Below are 23,516 nucleotides of genomic sequence, written 5' to 3' on the forward strand. Positions count from 1 at the left end.
AGTCAAAATGGCAAATGTAACATTATTCGACCAAACTGGTAAACAAGCGGGCGAAGTTGTTCTTAATGATGCAATCTTTGGTATCGAACCAAATGAATCTGTTGTGTTTGATGTGATCATCAGCCAACGTGCTAGCCTTCGTCAAGGAACTCACGCAGTTAAAAACCGCTCAGCTGTTTCAGGTGGCGGACGCAAACCATGGCGTCAAAAAGGAACTGGACGTGCTCGTCAAGGTTCTATCCGCTCTCCACAATGGCGTGGTGGTGGAATCGTCTTCGGACCAACTCCACGTAGCTATGCGTACAAACTTCCTCAAAAAGTTCGTCGCCTTGCGCTTAAATCTGTTTACTCAGAAAAAGTTGCTGAAAATAAATTTGTAGCCGTTGATTCTCTTGAATTTACAGCTCCAAAAACTGCTGAATTTGCAAAAGTTCTTGCAGCTTTGAGCATCGATTCTAAAGTCCTTGTTATTCTTGAAGAAGGAAACGAATTCGCAGCTCTCTCAGCTCGTAACCTTCCAAACGTGAAAGTTGCGACTGCTACAACTGCAAGTGTTCTTGACATCGCAAATAGTGACAAACTTCTTGTTACTCAAGCAGCTATCTCTAAAATCGAGGAGGTTCTTGCATAATGAATTTGTATGATGTTATCAAAAAACCTGTAATCACTGAAAGCTCAATGGCTCAACTTGAAGCAGGAAAATATGTATTTGAAGTTGACACTCGTGCACACAAACTTTTGATCAAGCAAGCTGTTGAAGCTGCTTTCGAAGGTGTTAAAGTTGCAAATGTTAACACAATCAACGTAAAACCAAAAGCTAAACGTGTTGGACGTTACACTGGTTTTACTAACAAAACTAAAAAAGCTATCATCACACTTACAGCTGATTCTAAAGCAATCGAGTTGTTTGCTGCTGAAGCTGAATAATCTAAGGAGGAAATATCGTGGGAATTCGTGTTTATAAACCAACAACAAACGGTCGCCGTAATATGACTTCTTTGGATTTCGCTGAAATCACAACAAGCACTCCTGAAAAATCATTGCTTGTTGCATTGAAGAGCAAGGCTGGTCGTAACAACAACGGTCGTATCACAGTTCGTCACCAAGGTGGTGGACACAAACGTTTCTACCGTTTGGTTGACTTCAAACGTAACAAAGACAACGTTGAAGCAGTTGTTAAAACAATCGAGTACGATCCAAACCGTTCTGCAAACATCGCTCTTGTACACTACACTGACGGTGTGAAAGCATACATCATCGCTCCAAAAGGTCTTGAAGTTGGTCAACGTATCGTTTCAGGTCCAGAAGCAGATATCAAAGTCGGAAACGCACTTCCACTTGCTAACATCCCAGTTGGTACTTTGATCCACAACATCGAGTTGAAACCAGGTCGTGGTGGTGAATTGGTACGTGCTGCTGGTGCATCTGCTCAAGTATTGGGTTCTGAAGGCAAATACGTTCTTGTTCGTCTTCAATCAGGTGAAGTTCGTATGATTCTTGGAACTTGCCGTGCTACAGTTGGTGTTGTCGGAAACGAACAACATGGACTTGTAAACCTTGGTAAAGCAGGACGTAGCCGTTGGAAAGGTATCCGCCCAACAGTTCGTGGTTCTGTAATGAACCCTAACGATCACCCACACGGTGGTGGTGAAGGTAAAGCACCAGTTGGTCGTAAAGCACCATCTACTCCATGGGGCAAACCTGCTCTTGGTCTTAAAACTCGTAACAAGAAAGCGAAATCTGACAAACTTATCGTTCGTCGTCGCAACGAGAAATAATATTAAACTAGTCGCTTAAGCAACTAGTAAATCCGCCAGCTCGGTAGCGCTACATGTGAGCGCAAGCCGCTGTGGTACAACATTTAAAGGAGAAAATATAAAAATGGGACGCAGTCTTAAAAAAGGACCTTTCGTCGATGAGCATTTGATGAAAAAAGTTGAAGCTCAAGCTAACGACGAAAAGAAAAAAGTTATTAAAACTTGGTCACGTCGTTCAACGATCTTCCCAAGTTTCATTGGTTACACTATTGCAGTTTATGACGGTCGTAAACACGTACCTGTTTACATCCAAGAAGACATGGTAGGTCACAAACTTGGTGAATTTGCACCAACTCGTACTTACAAAGGTCACGCTGCAGACGACAAGAAAACACGTAGAAAATAAGGAGAACATAAATGGCAGAAATTACTTCAGCTAAAGCAATGGCTCGTACAGTACGTGTTTCACCTCGTAAATCACGTCTTGTTCTTGATAACATCCGTGGAAAAAGCGTAGCCGATGCAATCGCAATCTTGACATTCACTCCAAACAAAGCTGCTGAAATCATCTTGAAAGTTTTGAACTCAGCTGTAGCTAACGCTGAAAACAACTTTGGTTTGGATAAAGCTAACTTGGTAGTATCTGAAGCATTCGCAAACGAAGGACCAACTATGAAACGTTTCCGTCCACGTGCGAAAGGTTCAGCTTCACCAATCAACAAACGTACAGCTCACATCACTGTAGCTGTTGCAGAAAAATAAGGAGGTAAAATCGTGGGTCAAAAAGTACATCCAATTGGTATGCGTGTCGGCATCATCCGTGATTGGGATGCCAAATGGTATGCTGAAAAAGAATACGCGGATTACCTTCATGAAGATCTTGCAATCCGTAAATTCGTTCAAAAAGAACTTGCTGACGCAGCAGTTTCAACTATCGAAATCGAACGCGCAGTAAACAAAGTTAACGTTTCACTTCACACTGCTAAACCAGGTATGGTTATCGGTAAAGGTGGTGCTAACGTTGATGCACTCCGTGCAAAACTTAACAAATTGACTGGAAAACAAGTACACATCAACATCATCGAAATCAAACAACCTGATTTGGATGCTCACCTTGTAGGTGAAGGAATTGCTCGTCAATTGGAGCAACGTGTTGCTTTCCGTCGTTCACAAAAACAAGCAATCCAACGTGCAATGCGTGCTGGAGCTAAAGGAATCAAAACTCAAGTATCAGGTCGTTTGAACGGTGCAGATATCGCCCGTGCTGAAGGATACTCTGAAGGAACTGTTCCACTTCACACACTTCGTGCAGATATCGATTACGCTTGGGAAGAAGCAGATACTACATACGGTAAACTTGGTGTTAAAGTATGGATCTACCGTGGTGAAGTTCTTCCAGCTCGCAAAAACACTAAAGGAGGTAAATAACCAATGTTAGTACCTAAACGTGTTAAACACCGTCGTGAATTCCGTGGAAAAATGCGCGGTGAAGCAAAAGGTGGAAAAGAAGTAGCATTCGGTGAATACGGTCTTCAAGCTACAACTAGCCACTGGATCACTAACCGCCAAATCGAAGCTGCTCGTATCGCCATGACTCGTTACATGAAACGTGGTGGTAAAGTTTGGATTAAAATCTTCCCACACAAATCATACACTGCTAAAGCTATCGGTGTGCGTATGGGATCTGGTAAAGGGGCACCTGAAGGTTGGGTAGCACCAGTTAAACGTGGTAAAGTGATGTTCGAAATCGCTGGTGTATCTGAAGAGATCGCTCGCGAAGCGCTTCGTCTTGCTAGCCACAAATTGCCAGTTAAATGTAAATTCGTAAAACGTGAAGCAGAATAAGGAGAAGGCATGAAACTTAATGAAGTAAAAGAATTTGTTAAAGAACTTCGTGGTCTTTCTCAAGAAGAACTCGCGAAGCGCGAAAACGAATTGAAAAAAGAATTGTTTGAACTTCGTTTCCAAGCTGCTACTGGTCAATTGGAACAAACAGCTCGCTTGAAAGAAGTTAAAAAACAAATCGCTCGTATCAAAACAGTTCAATCTGAAGCGAAATAATAGACTAGGGAAGGAGAAATTTCAATGGAACGCAATAATCGTAAAGTTCTTGTTGGACGTGTTGTATCTGACAAAATGGACAAGACAATCACAGTTGTAGTTGAAACAAAACGTAACCACCCAGTCTATGGTAAACGTATTAACTACTCTAAAAAATACAAAGCTCATGATGAAAACAATGTTGCCAAAGAAGGCGATATCGTACGTATCATGGAAACTCGCCCGCTTTCAGCTACAAAACGTTTCCGTCTTGTAGAAGTTGTTGAAGAAGCGGTCATCATCTAATCAAACCTGAAAGGAGAAAACTGAAATGATTCAAACAGAAACTCGTTTGAAAGTCGCAGACAACAGCGGTGCTCGCGAAATCTTGACTATCAAAGTTCTTGGTGGTTCAGGACGTAAATTTGCAAACATCGGTGATGTTATCGTGGCATCTGTAAAACAAGCTACTCCTGGTGGTGCGGTTAAAAAAGGTGACGTTGTTAAAGCAGTTATCGTTCGTACTAAATCAGGTGCTCGTCGTGCTGATGGTTCATACATCAAATTTGACGAAAACGCAGCAGTTATCATCCGTGAAGATAAAACTCCTCGCGGAACACGTATCTTTGGCCCAGTTGCACGTGAATTGCGTGAAGGTGGCTTCATGAAGATCGTGTCACTTGCTCCAGAAGTACTTTAATTTTTAGAAACAAACTAGTCCCCTGGATTTACCTCCAGGGTGCCCTTATGGGCGTAAGAAAAATCAAGGAGAAACCTAATGTTTGTAAAAAAAGGCGACAAAGTTCGCGTAATCGCTGGTAAAGATAAGGGAACAGAAGCTGTTGTCCTTACTGCCCTTCCAAAAGTAAACAAAGTTATCGTTGAAGGTGTTAACATCGTTAAGAAACACCAACGTCCAACTAACGAACTTCCTCAAGGTGGTATCATCGAGAAAGAAGCAGCTATCCACGTATCAAACGTTCAAGTTTTGGACAAAAATGGTGTAGCTGGTCGTGTTGGTTACAAATTTGTAGACGGTAAAAAAGTTCGCTACAACAAAAAATCAGGCGAAGTGCTTGATTAATCACGAAGGAAAGGAGAAGTATAATGGCAAATCGTTTAAAAGAAAAATATCTTAATGAAGTAGTTCCTGCTTTGACAGAACAATTCAACTACTCATCAGTGATGGCTGTGCCTAAAGTAGATAAGATCGTTTTGAACATGGGTGTTGGTGAAGCTGTATCAAACGCTAAAAGCCTTGAAAAAGCTGCTGAAGAATTGGCACTTATCTCAGGTCAAAAACCACTTATCACTAAAGCTAAAAAATCAATCGCCGGCTTCCGTCTTCGTGAAGGTGTTGCGATCGGTGCAAAAGTTACCCTTCGTGGTGAACGTATGTACGAATTCTTGGATAAATTGGTTTCAGTTTCACTTCCACGTGTACGTGACTTCCACGGTGTTCCAACAAAATCATTTGATGGACGCGGAAACTACACACTTGGTGTGAAAGAACAATTGATTTTCCCAGAAATCAACTTCGATGACGTTGACAAAACTCGTGGTCTTGACATCGTTATCGTAACAACTGCTAACACTGACGAAGAGTCACGTGCATTGCTTACAGGCCTTGGAATGCCTTTTGCAAAATAATATAGGAGGTAAATCTAATGGCTAAAAAATCAATGATTGCTAAGAACAAACGTCCAGCGAAGTTCTCTACTCAAGCTTATACTCGTTGTGAAAAATGTGGTCGTCCACATTCAGTTTACCGCAAATTTAAACTTTGCCGTGTTTGCTTCCGTGAATTAGCTTACAAAGGACAAATTCCTGGTGTAACAAAAGCATCTTGGTAATTCTAGCTTTCAATCCCGTCGTGATTCGTCGTTATCTGCTTTTGCCTAACTCAAGTTATGCCTGCAAGCAGATGCCTAGACTCACTTAGGAATTGAAACCTAGAAACATATTCTGAGCCTAGCTCAATCATTAACTAGCAAGTGCAACTTGCAAACTACTAGTAAGAGGAGAAAAACAAAATGGTTATGACTGACCCAATCGCAGACTTCCTAACTCGTATTCGTAATGCTAACCAAGCTAAACACGAAGTACTTGAAGTACCTGCATCAAACATCAAAAAAGGGATTGCTGAAATCCTTAAACGCGAAGGTTTTGTAAAAAACGTTGAAATCATCGAAGATGACAAACAAGGCATCATCCGTGTATTTCTTAAATACGGACCAAACGGTGAAAAAGTTATCACTAACTTGAAACGTGTTTCTAAACCAGGACTTCGTGTCTACAAAAAACGTGAAGACCTTCCAAAAGTTCTTAACGGACTTGGAATTGCTATCCTTTCAACTTCTGAAGGTTTGCTTACTGATAAAGAAGCACGCCAAAAGAATGTTGGTGGAGAAGTTATCGCTTACGTTTGGTAATATTTAGCTCTCAATTTCTTTGTGACTCTTCGTTATCGTCTCTTGCCTAACCTAAAGTTATGCCTGCGAGACGATGCCTAGATTCACTTTGAAATTGAAACCTAAATGTTCCTTTAAATCGAGAAATCGATTTAGCCCCCGTGAAAACTGGCCGTTCTGGCCTGACAATCTAACAGGAGAAAATAAACATGTCACGTATTGGTAATAAAGTTATCGTGTTGCCTGCTGGTGTTGAAATCACTAACAATGACAACGTTGTAACTGTAAAAGGACCTAAAGGAGAACTTACTCGTGAGTTCTCAAAAGATATTGAAATCCGTGTGGAAGGTACTGAAGTAACTCTTCACCGTCCAAACGATTCAAAAGAGATGAAAACTATCCACGGAACTACTCGTGCCCTTTTGAACAACATGGTTATTGGTGTATCAGAAGGATTCAAGAAAGAACTTGAAATGCGCGGGGTTGGTTACCGTGCACAACTTCAAGGATCTAAACTTGTTTTGGCTGTTGGTAAATCTCATCCAGACGAAGTTGAAGCTCCAGAAGGAATTACTTTTGAACTTCCAAACCCAACAACAATCGTTGTTAGCGGAATTTCAAAAGAAGTAGTTGGTCAAACAGCTGCTTACGTACGTAGCCTTCGTTCACCAGAACCATATAAAGGTAAAGGTATCCGTTACGTTGGTGAATTCGTTCGCCGTAAAGAAGGTAAAACAGGTAAATAATGTTGAGTGGTTGATTCTCAACCACCAACCTATTTTCCAACTTTGTGCATAGCACACGATTTAAAACTAAAGAGGTGAAAACTGTGATTTCAAAACCAGATAAAAACAAACTCCGCCAAAAACGCCACCGTCGCGTTCGCGGAAAACTCTCTGGAACTGCTGATCGCCCACGTTTGAACGTATTCCGTTCTAATACAGGCATCTACGCTCAAGTGATTGATGACGTAGCGGGTGTAACGCTCGCAAGTGCTTCAACTCTTGACAAAGAAGTTTCAAAAGGAACTAAAACTGAACAAGCCGTTGCTGTCGGTAAACTCGTTGCAGAACGTGCAAACGCTAAAGGTATTTCAGAAGTGGTGTTCGACCGCGGTGGATATCTATATCACGGACGTGTGAAAGCTTTGGCTGATGCAGCTCGTGAAAACGGATTGAAATTCTAATAGGAGGACACTAGAAAATGGCATTTAAAGACAATGCAGTTGAATTAGAAGAACGCGTAGTTGCTGTCAACCGTGTTACAAAAGTTGTTAAAGGTGGACGTCGTCTTCGTTTCGCAGCTCTTGTTGTTGTTGGTGACCACAACGGTCGCGTAGGATTTGGTACTGGTAAAGCTCAAGAAGTTCCAGAAGCAATCCGTAAAGCAGTAGATGATGCTAAGAAAAACTTGATCGAAGTTCCTATGGTTGGAACAACAATCCCACACGAAGTTCTTTCAGAATTCGGTGGAGCTAAAGTATTGTTGAAACCTGCTGTAGAAGGTTCTGGAGTTGCCGCTGGTGGTGCAGTTCGTGCCGTTGTGGAATTGGCAGGTGTGGCAGATATTACATCTAAATCACTTGGTTCTAACACTCCAATCAACATTGTTCGTGCAACTGTTGAAGGTTTGAAACAATTGAAACGCGCTGAAGAAGTTGCTGCCCTTCGTGGTATTTCAGTTTCTGATTTGGCATAAGAAAGGGGATAAAATGGCTCAAATTAAAATTACTTTGACTAAGTCTCCAATCGGACGCATTCCATCACAACGTAAAACTGTTGTAGCACTTGGACTTGGCAAATTGAACAGCTCTGTTATTAAAGAAGATAACGCTGCTATCCGTGGTATGATCACAGCAGTATCTCACTTGGTAACAGTTGAAGAAGTAAACTAATGAATTTTTAGGGGATGTGCACTATACCATCCCCTAAAACTAGATATAGTCATCTATGATGACGTCGTATAGGCGAGTTGATGGGGGAGACAACCTTTTCTCCCTTATCGGCGCTAGCATTTTACAAAAGAGGAGAAAATAAAAATGAAACTTCATGAATTGAAACCTGCAGAAGGTTCTCGTAAAGTACGTAACCGCGTTGGTCGTGGTACTTCATCAGGTAACGGTAAAACATCTGGTCGTGGTCAAAAAGGTCAAAAAGCTCGTAGCGGTGGCGGAGTTCGCCTTGGTTTTGAAGGTGGACAAACTCCATTGTTCCGTCGTCTTCCAAAACGTGGATTCACTAACATCAACGCTAAAGAATACGCAATTGTGAACCTTGACCAATTGAACGTCTTTGAAGATGGTGCTGAAGTTACTCCAGTTGTTCTTATCGAAGCAGGAATTGTTAAAGCTGAAAAATCAGGTGTTAAAGTTCTTGGTAACGGTGAGTTGACTAAGAAATTGACTGTGAAAGCAGCTAAATTCTCTAAATCAGCTGAAGAAGCTATCACTGCTAAAGGTGGTTCAGTAGAAGTCATCTAAGAGAGGTGACCTATGTTTTTTAAATTATTAAGAGAAGCTCTTAAAGTTAAGCAGGTTCGATCAAAAATTTTATTTACAATTTTTATCGTTTTGGTCTTTCGTATCGGAACTAGCATTACAGTTCCTGGTGTGAATGCCAATAGCTTGAATGCTTTAAGTGGATTATCCTTCTTAAACATGTTGAGTTTGGTCTCAGGGAATGCCATGAAAAACTTCTCAGTTTTTGCTCTTGGTGTTAGTCCCTACATTACGGCTTCTATCGTTGTCCAACTCTTGCAAATGGATATTTTACCCAAGTTTGTAGAGTGGGGTAAACAAGGGGAAGTAGGTCGAAGAAAATTAAATCAAGCTACTCGTTATATTGCTCTTGTTCTAGCCTTTGTGCAATCTATCGGGATTACAGCTGGTTTTAATACTTTGGCTGGAGCTCAATTGTTGAAAACAGCTCTTACTCCACAAGTCTTTATCATGATTGGTATCATCTTAACAGCTGGTAGTATGATTGTGACTTGGTTGGGAGAGCAAATTACAGATAAGGGATACGGGAATGGTGTTTCTATGATTATCTTTGCCGGGATTGTTGCCTCAATTCCAGAGATGATTCAGGGCATCTATGTGGACTACTTTGTGAATGTCCCAAGTAGCCGTATCAACTCATCTATCATTTTCGTAATCATTTTGATTATTACTGTATTGTTGATCATTTATTTTACAACTTATGTTCAACAAGCAGAATACAAAATTCCAATCCAATATACTAAGGTTGCACAAGGTGCTCCATCTAGCTCTTACCTTCCTTTGAAGGTAAACCCTGCTGGAGTTATCCCTGTTATCTTTGCAAGTTCGATTACTGCAGCGCCTGCGGCTATTCTTCAGTTTTTGAGCGCTACAGGTCATGATTGGGCTTGGGTAAGAACAGCACAAGAAATGCTGGCAACAACTTCACCAACTGGGATTGCCATGTATGCTTTGTTGATTATTCTCTTTACATTCTTCTATACGTTTGTACAGATTAATCCTGAAAAAGCAGCAGAGAACCTACAAAAGAGCGGTGCCTATATCCACGGAGTTCGTCCTGGTAAAGGTACAGAAGAATATATGTCTAAGCTTCTTCGTCGTCTTGCAACGGTTGGTTCCCTCTTCCTTGGTGTGATTTCCATTTTACCGATTGTAGCAAAAGATGTTTTCGGACTTTCAGAAGCAGTTGCTTTTGGAGGAACCAGTCTTTTGATCATTATCTCTACAGGTATTGAAGGAATCAAACAATTGGAAGGTTACCTATTGAAACGTAAGTATGTTGGTTTCATGGACAGAACAGAATAAAAGTATTTACAGAATCAGTAAATGCTGAGGGAGTGGAGGTTTAACTCTAACATTAGTGAGAGTTTGGTCTCCCCTCTTCTATTTTGTTTTTAAATAGGGGTGAAAAGACTTTTTGCTTCTATTTAAAAATAAAATAAGGAGATCTAATCATGAATCTTTTGATTATGGGCTTACCTGGTGCAGGTAAGGGAACTCAAGCAGCAAAAATCGTAGAACAATTCCATGTTGCACATATCTCAACAGGTGATATGTTCCGTGCTGCTATGGCAAATCAAACTGAAATGGGTGTTCTTGCCAAGTCATACATTGACAAGGGTGAATTGGTTCCTGACGAAGTTACAAATGGGATCGTAAAAGAACGTCTTTCACAAGATGATATTAAAGAAACAGGATTCTTGTTGGATGGTTACCCACGTACAATTGAACAAGCTCATGCCTTGGACAAAACATTGGCTGAACTTGGCATTGAACTAGAAGGTGTCATCAACATTGAAGTAAATCCAGACAGCCTCTTGGAACGTTTGAGTGGTCGTATTATCCACCGCGTAACTGGAGAAACTTTCCACAAGGTCTTTAACCCACCAGTTGACTATAAAGAAGAAGATTACTACCAACGTGAAGATGACAAACCTGAGACAGTGAAACGTCGTTTGGATGTGAATATTGCTCAAGGGGAACCAATCATTGCTCACTACCGTGCCAAAGGTTTGGTTCATGACATCGAAGGTAATCAAGATATCAATGATGTCTTCTCAGATATCGAAAAAGTATTGACAAATTTGAAATAAAGCGTTTTTCACACTTGCAAAAATCCGCTACAAATGTTATACTGAGATAGTCTGACTTATAATTGTTGTCTCTGTGTCTAGAGGCATCGAATCGAAATTTATGGAGGTGCTTTTGCGTGGCAAAAGACGATGTGATTGAAGTTGAAGGCAAAGTAGTTGATACAATGCCGAATGCAATGTTTACGGTTGAACTTGAAAATGGACATCAGATTTTAGCAACAGTTTCTGGTAAAATTCGTAAAAACTATATTCGTATTTTAGCGGGAGATCGTGTTACTGTCGAAATGAGTCCATATGACTTGACACGTGGACGTATCACTTACCGCTTTAAATAATCGAAAAACTTGGAGGGATAAGAAATGAAAGTAAGACCATCGGTCAAACCAATTTGCGAATACTGTAAAGTTATTCGTCGTAATGGTCGTGTTATGGTAATTTGCCCAGCAAATCCAAAACACAAACAACGTCAAGGATAAGATAGAAAGGAGAAAACATGGCTCGTATTGCTGGAGTTGACATTCCAAATGACAAACGCGTAGTAATCTCATTGACTTATGTTTATGGTATCGGACTTGCAACATCTAAGAAAATTTTGGCTGCTGCTGGAATCTCAGAAGATGTTCGTGTACGTGATCTTACATCAGATCAAGAAGATGCTATCCGTCGTGAAGTGGATGCAATCAAAGTTGAAGGTGACCTTCGTCGTGAAGTAAACTTGAACATCAAACGTTTGATGGAAATCGGTTCATACCGTGGTATCCGTCACCGTCGTGGACTTCCTGTCCGTGGACAAAACACTAAAAACAACGCTCGCACTCGTAAAGGTAAAGCTGTCGCGATCGCTGGTAAGAAAAAATAATATAGGAGGTAAAAGTCTTGGCTAAACCAACACGTAAACGTCGTGTGAAAAAGAATATCGAATCTGGTATTGCTCATATTCACGCTACATTTAATAACACTATTGTTATGATTACTGATGTGCATGGTAATGCAATTGCTTGGTCATCAGCTGGTGCTCTTGGTTTCAAAGGTTCTCGTAAATCTACACCATTCGCTGCTCAAATGGCTTCTGAAGCTGCTGCTAAATCTGCACAAGAACACGGTCTTAAATCAGTTGAAGTTACTGTAAAAGGTCCAGGTTCTGGTCGCGAGTCAGCTATTCGTGCGCTTGCTGCCGCTGGTCTTGAAGTAACAGCAATTCGTGATGTGACTCCAGTGCCACACAATGGTGCTCGTCCTCCAAAACGTCGCCGTGTATAATCATCGCATTACACTGCTTTTCGTTTAAGAGGGAGTAACTAAATGATCGAGTTTGAAAAACCAAATATAACAAAAATTGATGAAAATAAAGATTATGGCAAGTTTGTAATCGAACCACTTGAACGTGGCTACGGTACAACTCTTGGTAACTCTCTTCGTCGTGTACTTCTAGCTTCTCTACCAGGAGCAGCTGTGACATCTATCAACATTGATGGTGTGTTACATGAGTTTGACACAGTTCCAGGTGTTCGTGAAGACGTGATGCAAATCATTCTGAACATTAAAGGAATTGCAGTGAAATCGTACGTTGAAGACGAAAAAATCATCGAACTAGATGTTGAAGGTCCTGCTGAAGTAACAGCTGGTGACATTTTGACAGATAGCGATATTGAAATTGTAAATCCAGATCATTATCTCTTTACAATCGGTGAAGGTTCTTCTCTAAAAGCGACTATGACTGTTAACAGTGGTCGTGGATATGTACCTGCTGATGAAAATAAAAAGGATAATGCACCAGTTGGAACACTTGCTGTAGATTCTATTTATACACCAGTTACAAAAGTCAACTATCAAGTGGAACCTGCTCGTGTAGGTAGCAATGATGGATTTGACAAATTAACCCTTGAAATCTTGACAAATGGAACAATTATTCCAGAAGATGCTTTAGGGCTTTCAGCACGTATTTTGACAGAACATCTTGATTTGTTTACAAATCTTACTGAGATTGCTAAGTCAACTGAAGTGATGAAAGAAGCTGATACTGAATCTGACGACCGTATTTTGGATCGTACGATTGAGGAACTGGACTTGTCTGTGCGTTCATACAACTGTTTGAAACGTGCCGGTATCAATACTGTGCATGATTTGACAGAAAAATCTGAAGCAGAGATGATGAAAGTACGAAATCTTGGACGCAAGAGTTTGGAAGAAGTGAAACTCAAACTCATTGATTTGGGTCTTGGATTAAAAGATAAATAAAGGAGGAATACATGGCTTACCGTAAACTAGGACGCACTAGCTCACAACGTAAAGCAATGCTTCGCGATTTGACAACTGACCTTTTGATCAACGAATCAATCGTGACAACTGAAGCTCGTGCTAAAGAAATCCGTAAAACTGTTGAAAAAATGATTACTCTAGGTAAACGTGGTGATTTGCATGCACGTCGTCAAGCAGCTGCTTTCGTACGTAATGAAATCGCATCTGAAAACTATGATGAAGCAACTGATAAGTACACTTCTACTACAGCACTTCAAAAATTGTTCTCAGAAATCGCACCTCGTTATGCTGAACGTAACGGTGGATACACTCGTATCCTTAAAACTGAACCACGTCGTGGTGATGCAGCGCCAATGGCGATCATCGAATTAGTATAAAATCATCAATTTTGTTGAGTGTTATGATGATGGAGTCTTGTGCTCTTAGTCTAGCTCTGGTCTACCGCTAGGATTTCGGTCCTAGCGGGAACACTCATCATAAGTTGGGATAGTAGACGCTTGTTTACGAAATTGTTTTTTTCTTAAGAACAACTTCGTAAGCAGGCGTTTTTGAGTATTTTAGTTAGAATTATGCTATACTATTGAAAAGAATCCTGTTTAATGTTCAGGTTTCCTATTAAAAGAAGAATTGGAGTTTGCTTATGAAAGCGATTATAACTGTTGTTGGTAAAGATAAGTCTGGAATTGTTGCAGGTGTTTCTGGTAAAATTGCAGAATTGGGTTTAAATATTGATGATATCTCTCAAACTGTTTTGGATGAATATTTCACGATGATGGCTGTCGTCTCTAGCGATGAAAAGCAAGATTTTACCTATCTTCGTAATGAATTTGAAAGCTTTGGGCAAACTTTGAATGTAAAAATCAATATTCAGAGTGCAGCGATTTTCGAAGCTATGTTTAATATCTAGGAGGTTATCATGGATATTAGACAAGTTACTGAAACCATCGCCATGATTGAGGAGCAAAACTTCGATATCAGAACTATTACCATGGGGATTTCCCTATTAGACTGTATTGATCCAGATATCAATCGTGCTGCGGAGAAAATTTATCAAAAGATTACGAGCAAGGCAGCTAATTTAGCGGCTGTTGGTGATGAAATTGCGGCTGAGTTGGGAATTCCTATCGTTAATAAGCGTGTATCGGTGACTCCTATTTCTCTGATTGGAGCAGCGACAGATGCGACAGACTATGTGGTTCTGGCAAAAGCGCTTGATAAGGCTGCGAAAGAGATTGGAGTGGACTTTATTGGTGGTTTCTCTGCCTTGGTACAAAAAGGTTATCAAAAGGGAGATGAGATTCTTATCAATTCTATTCCTCGCGCTTTGGCTGAAACGGACAAGGTCTGCTCGTCAGTCAATATCGGCTCAACCAAGTCTGGTATCAATATGACCGCTGTTGCAGATATGGGACAAGTTATCAAGGAAACGGCAAATCTTTCTGATATGGGGGCTGCTAAGCTGGTTGTATTTGCTAATGCTGTTGAGGATAATCCATTTATGGCGGGTGCCTTCCATGGTATTGGTGAAGCAGATGTTATTATCAATGTCGGAGTTTCTGGTCCTGGTGTGGTGAAACGTGCCTTGGAAAAAGTTCGTGGAGAGAGCTTTGACGTAGTAGCAGAAACGGTCAAGAAGACTGCCTTTAAAATCACTCGTATCGGTCAATTGGTTGGTCAGATGGCTAGTGAGAGACTGGGTGTGGAGTTTGGTATTGTGGACTTGAGTTTGGCGCCAACTCCTGCGGTTGGAGATTCTGTAGCACGTGTTCTTGAGGAAATGGGACTAGAAACAGTTGGTACGCATGGAACGACGGCTGCCTTGGCTCTCTTGAATGACCAAGTTAAGAAGGGCGGAGTTATGGCCTGCAACCAAGTTGGTGGTTTGTCTGGTGCCTTTATCCCTGTTTCAGAGGATGAAGGAATGATTGCTGCAGTGCAAAATGGCTCTCTTAATCTGGAAAAACTAGAAGCTATGACGGCTATCTGTTCCGTTGGATTGGATATGATTGCCATTCCGGAGGATACACCTGCTGAAACCATTGCGGCTATGATTGCAGATGAAGCTGCAATTGGTGTCATTAACATGAAAACAACAGCTGTTCGTATCATTCCTAAAGGAAAAGAAGGCGACATGATTGAGTTTGGTGGCCTATTAGGAACTGCACCTGTTATGAAAGTCAATGGGGCTTCGTCTGTCGATTTCATTTCTCGTGGAGGACAAATCCCAGCACCAATTCATAGTTTTAAAAATTAAGAAAATAGGAGAAATTTTAAGCTCTATTTAAGGTTTGATGTGTATACTATAATCATTAAATAAAGACCTCCTAATATTATTTGAAACAGATAACACTGATTTAGTTTGAATTTGACTTTCATCTAATATCTTTATTTAATAGAACTCCTAAACTTTTTCATAATAATCTCCTGCAAAAGTCGCCTGTAAGGGTGGCTTTTGTTTTATCATCCATGATATAATAGAAGCAAATGGAGGACGGAAAATGGTAAAAGTACGATTGTATTTGGTACGTCATGGCAAGACCATGTTTAACACGATTGGTCGCGCGCAAGGTTGGAGCGATACTCCCTTAACAGCTGAAGGTGAACGAGGGATTCAAGAATTAGGAATCGGTTTGCGAGAATCTGGTCTACAGTTTGAGCGCGCTTATTCCAGTGATTCTGGCCGCACCATTCAGACAATGGGAATCATTCTTGAAGAACTTGGCCTGCAGGAGAAAATCCCTTATCGTATGGACAAGCGTATCAGAGAATGGTGTTTTGGTAGCTTTGACGGAGCTTATGATGGTGATCTTTTCATGGGCATTATTCCTCGTATCTTTAATGTGGACCACGTTCACCAATTATCTTATGCTGAACTGGCTGAGGGTTTGGTAGAGGTCGATACAGCTGGTTGGGCTGAAGGCTGGGAAAAACTCAGTGGCCGAATTAAGGAAGGTTTTGAAGCGATTGCTAAAGAAATGGAAGAACAAGGTGGGGGCAATGCTCTTGTCGTGAGCCACGGAATGACCATTGGAACCATTGTTTATCTGATTAATGGTATGCATCCGCATGGTCTAGATAATGGTAGCGTGACGATCCTTGAATATGAGGATGGGCAGTTTAGCGTTGAAGTCGTCGGCGACCGTAGTTACCGGGAGTTAGGCCAGCAGAAGATGGAGGAAGCCTCTATTTAATCAGTCTGGACTTGCTTGCTAGGAACTGAGGATTTGATAGGAATATCAAGATAAGAAAAAACAGCCGAGGGTAATCCTTTCGGCTGTTTTTGATGGGGAAAACTAAAGTGTAATGCTATTGCTTTTAGAGATTTTCATAAATAAGAGTAATGAACTCACTGTTAGAATAGTCAGGATAGTTGACAAGGCTGCCGCAACACCGTAATTTCCTCTAAGAACCTCTGTATAAATAGCTACAGTCATTGTTCTTGTTTTGACATTGTAGAGGAGGATAGAGGTAGAGAGCTCTGAAATCATTGTGACCCAAGATAGGATAGCTCCAGAAATAATACCAGATAGCATCATTGGAGTTGTAATCTTGGCAAAGGTATTGAGACGGCTACTTCCTAAACTTTCAGCGGCTTCTTCAATACTTGGTGCTATTTGTTGCAAGCTAGCAACAGATGAGCGAATAGTATACGGTAATCTTCTGACAGATAGAGACATAATTAAGATGAAAGCAGTCCCTGTAATCATAAGAAATCCACTTCCAAATAGACCGGTATTGAAAGAAGAAATGAAGGCAATCCCTAGAACGGTTCCTGGTACAATATAAGGTACCATACTGAGGCTGTCAATTAAGTTTGTAAACACATTCCGTTTTCTAACGGCTAGGTAGGAGATAAATGTTGCGAATAGGACAACTAGAACTAAGGCAATCAAAGGGATACGAATAGTATTGAAAATAGCAGATCCCATACGATTGAAAGCTACCTTGTAACTGTTTAGAGAATAGCCTTTGACAAATACCATACCTGATGTTTTTAGGAAAGAAGTATAAATCAAGTAGACTTGAGGTAGAACAGAGAACAAGATAATTCCGTAGACTGTCGCATAAATGGCAGCCATTTTTCCTTTTGTAGTTTTTTTAGGCTCAATTGGATGGAGCGAATTCATACTGAAACTGTAGCGATTTGAAATGTATTTTTGGATAAGGAAAATTGCTAAGGCAATGATAATCGCCATAATTGCTAAAGCAGATGCAAAAGCAGAATTTCCTCCAACCTCGCTAATGAATTGGGTATAAATCAAGACCGGGAAAGTCCGATATCCTTCACCAATCAACATAGGCGTTCCAAAGTCTGAGAATGCTCTCATAAATACAAGTAGGGCAGCTGCTAGTAAGGTTGGAACTAGGAGAGGCAAAACAACCGTTACGATACGCTTAAATCCGAAGGAACCCATGCTTTCAGCAGCTTCAAGTAGAGAATTGTCAATACTTTTCATTGTCCCAGCAACGTATAGAAATACCAGTGGGAATAGTTGCAGTGTAAAGACAAGTACAATTCCTTTGAATCCATAAATATCAATAGCTGGAAGATGAAGAGTATTTGTCATGAATTTTGTGATGACCCCATTTCGTCCCAGCAAGAGAATCCAGGAGTAGGCTCCCACGAAAGGAGCTGACATGGAAGCAATGATAATCAATATTTGTAGAAATTTCTTTCCCTTGAAGTCATACATGGAAAAGAGATAAGCTAATAGGGTTCCTACAACTAAGGAAGTGACAGTAGCGGTAATGGAAACCTTGAAACTGTTGACAAGTGTCTCAGAGTAGTAGGCTTTACTAAAGAAAGTGACAAAATTAGCTAGTGAAAATTGTCCCTCATGTATGAGTGCTTGCTTGAGCACGGTAACGATAGGATAAACCAGAAAGACAAGATAGGTAAGAAAGATGAAGAAAGAGGAGGCTGTCCAAATATTTAGTTTTTTACGTTCCATGGTTGACTCCTTTTATCAGGTTTTGTGAACCATCTGCAGAAAAGACGTTTAATTTTTGAGTATTGATTCGTAGACGAATACGATCGCCTTTTTGTAGATCTTCTTCAAAAGTTGATTCTTCGCTAACTTGAATTTTTGAGGCAAAACCTGTCTCGATGAAGTATTCAGTATTCAGTCCAAGATAGACGCTATCGCTAATAGTTCCTTCAATATCTCCAGATTCATCTTTGATAAACTCTTCAGGACGAATACTTACATGAATAGCTTGTGCCTCAGCCTGATCAAGAGCTGGCATTCGAAGAGCATAGCCATCTGAAAAGACGATATAAGCGCCGTCGCTCCGTTTTTCAAGAGTGGCAGGGATAATATTTGTGCGTCCGATAAAGGTAGCCACAAACTCATTAGCTGGTTTATGATAGAGTTCTTTTGGTCGACCGATTTGTTGGATGACTCCGTCTTTCATAACAGCAATTTGGTCTGAAATAGCCATAGCTTCTTCTTGGTCGTGGGTCACATAAACAGTTGTAATACCCACTTCGTGTTGGATTTCTCGAATAGCTTGACGCATATCCAAGCGAAGTTTGGCATCTAGGTTACTAAGTGGCTCGTCCATGAGGAGAACACTTGGATTAACAGCTAAGGCACGTGCCAAGGCGACACGTTGTTGTTGTCCACCACTAAGTTTATCGGGCTTTCGATCCGCATATTGAGCAATTTGCATGAGTTCAAGATATTTATTGGTCTGTTGTACCAATTCTTCTTTAGGGACTTTCTTTTGCTTGAGACCAAAAGCAACATTGTCTCGAACAGTCAAATGTGGGAAAATAGCGTAGTTTTGGAAAACCATGCCGATATTGCGTTTGCTGGGTTCCATATTATTGATTTTTGTATCATCGAAGTAAAATTCTCCGCCTTCGATACTGTTGAAACCTGCAATCATACGAAGAAGGGTCGTTTTCCCACACCCTGAAGGACCAAGGATGGTAAAGAGACTTCCTTTGGGAACTGTAATATTTAAATTATCAATAACAGGAACATCGTGGTAGATTTTTTTGGCGTTAATAATTTTGATCTCACTCATAGTGAACCTCTTTTACTGTTTAGATTGGATATCTGTAAAAATATCATTGTACTTTTTAAGAATAGCAGATTTGTTTTTAATGACATAATCGGAATCTTCAGTGGCAATATTGATTTCTGTCATAGCCTTCATATTTTTATTGGTTCTAGCATTTTTACGAATGGGTCTGATTGTTGTTTCAGTTCCTAGCTTATCTTGGATTTCTTGAGAAAGGAGGAAATCGATAAATTTCTTGGCATTTTCCATGTGTTTGGCATTTTTGATGATAGCTGCGTTACCAGGTAAAAAGACGGTTCCTTCTTTTGGATAAATGACTTTTACATCAACCCCATCATTTAAGAGTTTTAAGGCAGGGTCTTCATAGGTGAGTCCAACAGCCATTTCCCCATCGGCGACAGCTTTGTAAACATTTGAAGAGCTAGATGCAATTTTTCCATCTACTAGGGTAAATAGATTTTTCACATAGGTCCAAGCTTGTTCATTTTCGTATCCACCTTGGTCTACAAGCATGTTTGTTAATTGAGCAAAAGCGCTAGAAGCATTACTTGGATCAGCAGTTGCGATTTTTCCTTTTAATTTAGGATTGAGTAGATCATTGTAGCCTTCAATTTTAATATCTTTTGTAAGAGCTGAATTGGCAATGATAACACTAACATCAAGTGTATAAGGTGTGTAGAATCCTGTTTTATTTTGATATTCAGGGATTATCTGGTCATTTTCTTGGGAAATATAAGGTTCAAAAAGATTTTCGTTAGAAGAGAAGAGGGCGTAGGAGCCTCCGAAAATGACATCGGCTACTGGGGATTCTTTTTCGGCCTCAGCTTTTTTGAACAATTCACCCGTGCTGGCTTGTACTAAGTCAACCTTAATACCATATTTTTCTTCGAAGGCTGGGACTGTTTCTTCGATAAGGTCTTCAGGGTTAGGCGAGTAGACAACCAAAGTGCTATCTGAATCTTTTTCAGTGCTAGTTTCCGCTTCTGTTGTTGAAGAACATCCTGATAAAGTAAGAAATATCCATCCACAAGAGAGAAAGAATAGTAGTTTTTTCATAAGAATCTCCTTTTTACGAACATTTTCTCTACCTAGATTGTTAATGTTTTTAAATTGTAGAGTTCTACAGGATATAATAAAAACCTTAAAGAAATCTAAAACGGGGAATATGAGTCAAAGGCGTTAGGGGGAAAAAGATGGAAGAGACAAATAATCGATATAAGTTAATTTCAAGTGCTAGCTAATTTTTTATACTGCTAAATAAGCTGGATTTGCGATTCAGTCTTTCTTGGCATACAAGCCCAAAAGAACATTTCTCGTCTTTCAAATTCCCTCAAAAATGGTATAATAGTAACATCACAAAATTGGAGAGAGACCATGAGTTTTTACAATCATAAAGAAATTGAGCCTAAGTGGCAGGGCTACTGGGCAGAACATCATACATTTAAGACAGGAACAGATGCATCAAAACCTAAGTTTTATGCTCTTGATATGTTTCCTTATCCGTCTGGAGCGGGTCTGCACGTAGGACATCCAGAAGGTTATACCGCAACGGATATCCTCAGCCGTTTCAAACGTGCGCAAGGATACAATGTCCTTCACCCAATGGGTTGGGATGCTTTTGGTTTGCCTGCAGAGCAATACGCTATGGATACAGGTAATGACCCAGCAGAATTTACAGCTGAGAACATTGCCAACTTCAAACGCCAAATCAATGCGCTTGGATTTTCTTATGACTGGGATCGTGAAGTCAATACAACAGATCCAAACTACTACAAGTGGACCCAATGGATTTTCACTAAGCTTTACGAAAAAGGCTTGGCCTATGAAGCGGAAGTGCCAGTAAACTGGGTTGAGGAATTGGGAACAGCCATCGCCAACGAAGAGGTTCTTCCTGACGGAACTTCTGAGCGTGGAGGCTATCCAGTTGTCCGCAAGCCAATGCGCCAATGGATGCTCAAAATCACGGCTTACGCAGAGCGCTTGCTCAATGATTTAGATGAACTAGATTGGCCGGAGTCTATCAAGGACATGCAACGCAACTGGATTGGGAAATCAACTGGTGCTAATGTAACTTTTAAAGTTAAGGGAACAGACAAGGAATTCACAGTCTTTACCACTCGTCCGGACACCCTTTTCGGTGCGACTTTCACTGTTTTGGCTCCTGAACATGATTTGGTTGACGCTATCACAAGTCCAGAGCAAGCAGAGGCAGTAGCAGACTATAAACACCAAGCTAGCCTTAAGTCTGACTTGGCTCGTACAGACCTTGCCAAAGAAAAAACTGGTGTTTGGACTGGTGCTTATGCCATCAACCCTGTCAATGGTAAGGAAATTCCAATCTGGATTGCCGACTATGTTCTTGCTAGTTACGGAACAGGTGCCGTTATGGCTGTGCCTGCCCACGATCAACGTGACTGGGAATTTGCCAAACAATTTGACCTTCCAATCGTAGAAGTACTTGAAGGTGGAAATGTAGCAGAAGCTGCCTACACAGAAGATGGCCTTCACGTTAATTCAGACTTCCTAGATGGACTCAACAAAGAAGACGCAATTGCTAAGATTGTGGCTTGGTTGGAAGAAAAAGGCTGTGGTCAAGAGAAGGTGACCTACCGTCTCCGCGACTGGCTCTTTAGCCGTCAACGTTACTGGGGTGAGCCAATTCCTATCATTCATTGGGAAGACGGAACTTCAACAGCTGTTCCTGAAAATGAATTGCCACTTGTCTTGCCAGTAACCAAGGATATCCGTCCTTCAGGTACTGGTGAAAGTCCACTAGCTAATTTGACAGATTGGCTTGAAGTGACTCGTGAAGATGGTGTCAAGGGTCGTCGTGAAACCAACACCATGCCACAATGGGCAGGTTCAAGCTGGTACTACCTCCGCTATATTGACCCGCACAATACTGAGAAATTGGCCGATGAGGAGCTCCTCAAACAATGGTTGCCAGTAGATATCTACGTGGGTGGTGCAGAGCATGCCGTTCTTCACTTGCTTTATGCTCGTTTCTGGCACAAATTCCTCTATGACCTCGGTGTTGTTCCAACTAAGGAACCATTCCAAAAACTCTTTAACCAAGGGATGATTTTGGGAACCAGCTACCGTGACCACCGTGGGGCTCTTGTGGCGACTGACAAGGTTGAAAAACGTGACGGTTCCTTCTTCCATGTAGAAACAGGTGAAGAGTTAGAGCAAGCGCCAGCTAAGATGTCTAAATCGCTCAAGAACGTGGTTAACCCTGACGATGTGGTGGAACAATACGGTGCCGATACCCTTCGTGTTTATGAAATGTTTATGGGACCACTTGATGCTTCGATTGCTTGGTCAGAAGAAGGTCTGGAAGGAAGCCGTAAGTTCCTTGACCGTGTTTACCGCTTGATTACAAGTAAAGAAATAGCTGCGGAAAACAATGGCGCTCTTGACAAAGTTTACAACGAAACTGTTAAAGCTGTCACAGAACAAATCGAATCCCTCAAATTCAACACAGCCATTGCCCAACTTATGGTCTTTGTCAATGCAGCTAACAAGGAAGACAAGCTTTATGCAGACTACGCCAAAGGCTTTATCCAATTGATTGCACCATTTGCGCCTCACTTGGCAGAAGAGCTCTGGCAAACAGTTGCAGCAACAGGTGAGTCAATCTCTTATGTGGCTTGGCCAACTTGGGACGAAAGCAAATTGGTTGAAGACGAAATCGAAATTGTCGTCCAAATCAAAGGTAAAGTCCGTGCCAAACTCATGGTCGCTAAAGACCTATCACGAGAAGAATTGCAAGAGATTGCTCTAGCTGATGAAAAAGTCAAAGCAGAAATTGACGGTAAGGACATCGTAAAAGTAATTGCGGTACCGAATAAATTGGTTAATATTGTTGTGAAATAAGATAAGAATCCTTCAGAGTAGAATCTGGAGGATTTTTTATTTGACAGGAAGTTTCTGTTTTGTTAATATGATTAACAAAGAAAAGAGAGATTATGGATAAAAAAGAATTTATTGCATTTAATAATCGTTTCAATAGATTTATTTTAGCGTTTGACCAGTTAAAAAAAAATCAACATAAAAGTGGTGTTGACAAATCCATTACTTTGAATGAGGTACATTTGATTGTTGTGATTGGGGAAAATCAGCCCTTAAATCTAGTAAAATTATCTGAATTATTAGAAGTTTCAAGAAGTGCAATAACTCAAAGTGTTAGGAGATTGATTCAAAAAAATTTAGTTGTTTTTGATTTTGATCCGAATAATGGGAAAAATAAATATTTGAGATTATCTGAAAAAGGCATCGAAATTTTTAAAATCCATAAGGAGCAACAAGCATATATTGAAAAATCAATCTTTTTAGTTTTAAACAACTATAGCGAGGTGGAACTTAAAACAGTTGTGAAATTGATGGATGATATTGAAAAGGTGTGGGGAGAATTACCGTGGTAAAAGTC

General features: G+C 40.6%; 35 protein-coding genes. 32 read left to right on the forward strand and 3 right to left on the reverse strand.

Annotated features, from left to right (window positions below; genetic code table 11):
* The first annotated feature begins 7 nt into the window (after positions 1-7).
* From rplD to RN80_RS03015, 30 genes are all read left to right on the forward strand, one after another.
* Positions 8-631: a 50S ribosomal protein L4 gene (rplD, locus tag RN80_RS02870; protein ID WP_000024547.1), complete on the forward strand. Its 624-nt coding sequence runs from the start codon at positions 8-10 to the stop codon at positions 629-631.
* Positions 631-927: a 50S ribosomal protein L23 gene (locus RN80_RS02875; RefSeq protein ID WP_001055347.1), complete on the forward strand. Its 297-nt coding sequence runs from the start codon at positions 631-633 to the stop codon at positions 925-927. The genes rplD and RN80_RS02875 overlap by 1 nt, the downstream gene beginning before the upstream one ends.
* Before the next feature lie 17 nt (positions 928-944).
* Positions 945-1,778, forward strand: a complete 834-nt coding sequence (gene rplB / locus RN80_RS02880; RefSeq protein ID WP_000512911.1) for a 50S ribosomal protein L2 — start codon at positions 945-947, stop codon at positions 1,776-1,778.
* Positions 1,779-1,881: 103 nt separating this feature from the next.
* The gene (gene rpsS / locus RN80_RS02885; RefSeq protein WP_000533766.1) at positions 1,882-2,163 is read left to right on the forward strand and encodes a 30S ribosomal protein S19; all 282 of its coding nucleotides are present in this window, start codon (positions 1,882-1,884) and stop codon (positions 2,161-2,163) included.
* A gap of 11 nt (positions 2,164-2,174) precedes the next feature.
* Positions 2,175-2,519 carry a 50S ribosomal protein L22 gene (gene rplV, locus RN80_RS02890; protein WP_000818137.1) on the forward strand — a complete coding sequence of 115 codons (345 nt, stop codon included), beginning with the start codon at positions 2,175-2,177 and terminating at the stop codon, positions 2,517-2,519.
* A gap of 12 nt (positions 2,520-2,531) precedes the next feature.
* Positions 2,532-3,185, forward strand: coding sequence for a 30S ribosomal protein S3 (gene rpsC / locus RN80_RS02895; RefSeq protein ID WP_060627414.1), 654 nt, complete (start codon positions 2,532-2,534; stop codon positions 3,183-3,185).
* 3 nt (positions 3,186-3,188) lie between these two features.
* Positions 3,189-3,602, forward strand: a complete 414-nt coding sequence (gene rplP / locus RN80_RS02900; protein WP_000960946.1) for a 50S ribosomal protein L16 — start codon at positions 3,189-3,191, stop codon at positions 3,600-3,602.
* A 9-nt stretch (positions 3,603-3,611) separates the two neighbouring features.
* Complete coding sequence (gene rpmC, locus RN80_RS02905) at positions 3,612-3,818, forward strand: 50S ribosomal protein L29 (RefSeq protein ID WP_000772918.1); 207 nt, start codon at positions 3,612-3,614, stop codon at positions 3,816-3,818.
* A gap of 24 nt (positions 3,819-3,842) precedes the next feature.
* Entirely contained in the window at positions 3,843-4,103 is a 261-nt protein-coding gene (gene rpsQ / locus RN80_RS02910; RefSeq protein WP_000440801.1) for a 30S ribosomal protein S17, read from the forward strand.
* Positions 4,104-4,128: 25 nt separating this feature from the next.
* Positions 4,129-4,497 carry a 50S ribosomal protein L14 gene (gene rplN / locus RN80_RS02915; RefSeq protein ID WP_000616545.1) on the forward strand — a complete coding sequence of 123 codons (369 nt, stop codon included), beginning with the start codon at positions 4,129-4,131 and terminating at the stop codon, positions 4,495-4,497.
* 78 nt (positions 4,498-4,575) lie between these two features.
* Positions 4,576-4,881: a 50S ribosomal protein L24 gene (gene rplX / locus RN80_RS02920; RefSeq protein ID WP_000497691.1), complete on the forward strand. Its 306-nt coding sequence runs from the start codon at positions 4,576-4,578 to the stop codon at positions 4,879-4,881.
* Positions 4,882-4,904: 23 nt separating this feature from the next.
* Positions 4,905-5,447 carry a 50S ribosomal protein L5 gene (gene rplE / locus RN80_RS02925; RefSeq protein WP_000013542.1) on the forward strand — a complete coding sequence of 181 codons (543 nt, stop codon included), beginning with the start codon at positions 4,905-4,907 and terminating at the stop codon, positions 5,445-5,447.
* Positions 5,448-5,464: 17 nt separating this feature from the next.
* Positions 5,465-5,650 carry a type Z 30S ribosomal protein S14 gene (locus RN80_RS02930; protein ID WP_001085697.1) on the forward strand — a complete coding sequence of 62 codons (186 nt, stop codon included), beginning with the start codon at positions 5,465-5,467 and terminating at the stop codon, positions 5,648-5,650.
* Positions 5,651-5,830: 180 nt separating this feature from the next.
* Positions 5,831-6,229, forward strand: a complete 399-nt coding sequence (gene rpsH, locus RN80_RS02935; RefSeq protein ID WP_000245504.1) for a 30S ribosomal protein S8 — start codon at positions 5,831-5,833, stop codon at positions 6,227-6,229.
* 188 nt (positions 6,230-6,417) lie between these two features.
* Positions 6,418-6,954, forward strand: a complete 537-nt coding sequence (gene rplF / locus RN80_RS02940) for a 50S ribosomal protein L6 (RefSeq protein ID WP_000086624.1) — start codon at positions 6,418-6,420, stop codon at positions 6,952-6,954.
* 83 nt (positions 6,955-7,037) lie between these two features.
* The gene (gene rplR / locus RN80_RS02945; protein ID WP_000624044.1) at positions 7,038-7,394 is read left to right on the forward strand and encodes a 50S ribosomal protein L18; all 357 of its coding nucleotides are present in this window, start codon (positions 7,038-7,040) and stop codon (positions 7,392-7,394) included.
* A 17-nt stretch (positions 7,395-7,411) separates the two neighbouring features.
* Positions 7,412-7,906 carry a 30S ribosomal protein S5 gene (rpsE, locus tag RN80_RS02950; RefSeq protein WP_000874202.1) on the forward strand — a complete coding sequence of 165 codons (495 nt, stop codon included), beginning with the start codon at positions 7,412-7,414 and terminating at the stop codon, positions 7,904-7,906.
* Between the two features lie 13 nt (positions 7,907-7,919).
* The gene (gene rpmD / locus RN80_RS02955; RefSeq protein ID WP_000057241.1) at positions 7,920-8,102 is read left to right on the forward strand and encodes a 50S ribosomal protein L30; all 183 of its coding nucleotides are present in this window, start codon (positions 7,920-7,922) and stop codon (positions 8,100-8,102) included.
* A 144-nt stretch (positions 8,103-8,246) separates the two neighbouring features.
* Positions 8,247-8,687, forward strand: a complete 441-nt coding sequence (gene rplO / locus RN80_RS02960; protein ID WP_060627415.1) for a 50S ribosomal protein L15 — start codon at positions 8,247-8,249, stop codon at positions 8,685-8,687.
* 12 nt (positions 8,688-8,699) lie between these two features.
* Complete coding sequence (secY, locus tag RN80_RS02965; protein ID WP_000465403.1) at positions 8,700-10,010, forward strand: preprotein translocase subunit SecY; 1,311 nt, start codon at positions 8,700-8,702, stop codon at positions 10,008-10,010.
* Positions 10,011-10,159: 149 nt separating this feature from the next.
* Positions 10,160-10,798: an adenylate kinase gene (locus RN80_RS02970; RefSeq protein WP_001050436.1), complete on the forward strand. Its 639-nt coding sequence runs from the start codon at positions 10,160-10,162 to the stop codon at positions 10,796-10,798.
* Positions 10,799-10,914: 116 nt separating this feature from the next.
* Positions 10,915-11,133 carry a translation initiation factor IF-1 gene (infA, locus tag RN80_RS02975; RefSeq protein ID WP_001029883.1) on the forward strand — a complete coding sequence of 73 codons (219 nt, stop codon included), beginning with the start codon at positions 10,915-10,917 and terminating at the stop codon, positions 11,131-11,133.
* Positions 11,134-11,157: 24 nt separating this feature from the next.
* Positions 11,158-11,274, forward strand: a complete 117-nt coding sequence (gene rpmJ / locus RN80_RS02980) for a 50S ribosomal protein L36 (protein ID WP_001808836.1) — start codon at positions 11,158-11,160, stop codon at positions 11,272-11,274.
* A 17-nt stretch (positions 11,275-11,291) separates the two neighbouring features.
* The gene (rpsM, locus tag RN80_RS02985) at positions 11,292-11,657 is read left to right on the forward strand and encodes a 30S ribosomal protein S13 (protein ID WP_000090781.1); all 366 of its coding nucleotides are present in this window, start codon (positions 11,292-11,294) and stop codon (positions 11,655-11,657) included.
* A 17-nt stretch (positions 11,658-11,674) separates the two neighbouring features.
* Positions 11,675-12,058, forward strand: coding sequence for a 30S ribosomal protein S11 (rpsK, locus tag RN80_RS02990; RefSeq protein WP_001118385.1), 384 nt, complete (start codon positions 11,675-11,677; stop codon positions 12,056-12,058).
* A gap of 42 nt (positions 12,059-12,100) precedes the next feature.
* Positions 12,101-13,036, forward strand: coding sequence for a DNA-directed RNA polymerase subunit alpha (locus RN80_RS02995; protein ID WP_000568988.1), 936 nt, complete (start codon positions 12,101-12,103; stop codon positions 13,034-13,036).
* Between the two features lie 11 nt (positions 13,037-13,047).
* The gene (gene rplQ / locus RN80_RS03000) at positions 13,048-13,434 is read left to right on the forward strand and encodes a 50S ribosomal protein L17 (RefSeq protein ID WP_000331493.1); all 387 of its coding nucleotides are present in this window, start codon (positions 13,048-13,050) and stop codon (positions 13,432-13,434) included.
* A gap of 263 nt (positions 13,435-13,697) precedes the next feature.
* Positions 13,698-13,964, forward strand: a complete 267-nt coding sequence (locus tag RN80_RS03005; RefSeq protein WP_060627419.1) for an ACT domain-containing protein — start codon at positions 13,698-13,700, stop codon at positions 13,962-13,964.
* A gap of 9 nt (positions 13,965-13,973) precedes the next feature.
* Entirely contained in the window at positions 13,974-15,311 is a 1,338-nt protein-coding gene (locus tag RN80_RS03010; protein WP_060627421.1) for a PFL family protein, read from the forward strand.
* A 244-nt stretch (positions 15,312-15,555) separates the two neighbouring features.
* Positions 15,556-16,248 (forward strand): histidine phosphatase family protein, encoded by a 693-nt coding sequence (locus RN80_RS03015; RefSeq protein ID WP_060627422.1) that lies wholly within the window; start codon positions 15,556-15,558, stop codon positions 16,246-16,248.
* Positions 16,249-16,350: 102 nt separating this feature from the next.
* Here the strand turns inward: RN80_RS03015 and RN80_RS03020 are convergent, their stop codons facing one another.
* The 3 genes from RN80_RS03020 to RN80_RS03030 are packed head-to-tail and all read right to left on the reverse strand — an operon-like array spanning position 16,351 to position 20,143.
* Positions 16,351-18,009, reverse strand: a complete 1,659-nt coding sequence (locus RN80_RS03020) for an ABC transporter permease (RefSeq protein ID WP_060627424.1) — start codon at positions 18,007-18,009, stop codon at positions 16,351-16,353.
* Positions 17,999-19,090, reverse strand: coding sequence for an ABC transporter ATP-binding protein (locus RN80_RS03025; protein ID WP_045612357.1), 1,092 nt, complete (start codon positions 19,088-19,090; stop codon positions 17,999-18,001). Before RN80_RS03025 ends, RN80_RS03020 begins: the two co-directional genes overlap by 11 nt.
* Before the next feature lie 12 nt (positions 19,091-19,102).
* Positions 19,103-20,143: an ABC transporter substrate-binding protein gene (locus RN80_RS03030; protein WP_045612356.1), complete on the reverse strand. Its 1,041-nt coding sequence runs from the start codon at positions 20,141-20,143 to the stop codon at positions 19,103-19,105.
* Between the two features lie 318 nt (positions 20,144-20,461).
* Between RN80_RS03030 and leuS the strand changes: the two genes are divergently transcribed.
* Positions 20,462-22,963: a leucine--tRNA ligase gene (gene leuS / locus RN80_RS03035; protein ID WP_045612354.1), complete on the forward strand. Its 2,502-nt coding sequence runs from the start codon at positions 20,462-20,464 to the stop codon at positions 22,961-22,963.
* 92 nt (positions 22,964-23,055) lie between these two features.
* Positions 23,056-23,511 carry a MarR family transcriptional regulator gene (locus RN80_RS03040; RefSeq protein WP_045612352.1) on the forward strand — a complete coding sequence of 152 codons (456 nt, stop codon included), beginning with the start codon at positions 23,056-23,058 and terminating at the stop codon, positions 23,509-23,511.
* Positions 23,512-23,516 lie beyond the last annotated feature (5 nt).

The organism is Streptococcus mitis, assembly GCF_001281025.1.
Classification (GTDB): Bacteria; Bacillota; Bacilli; order Lactobacillales; family Streptococcaceae; genus Streptococcus; species Streptococcus mitis_AK.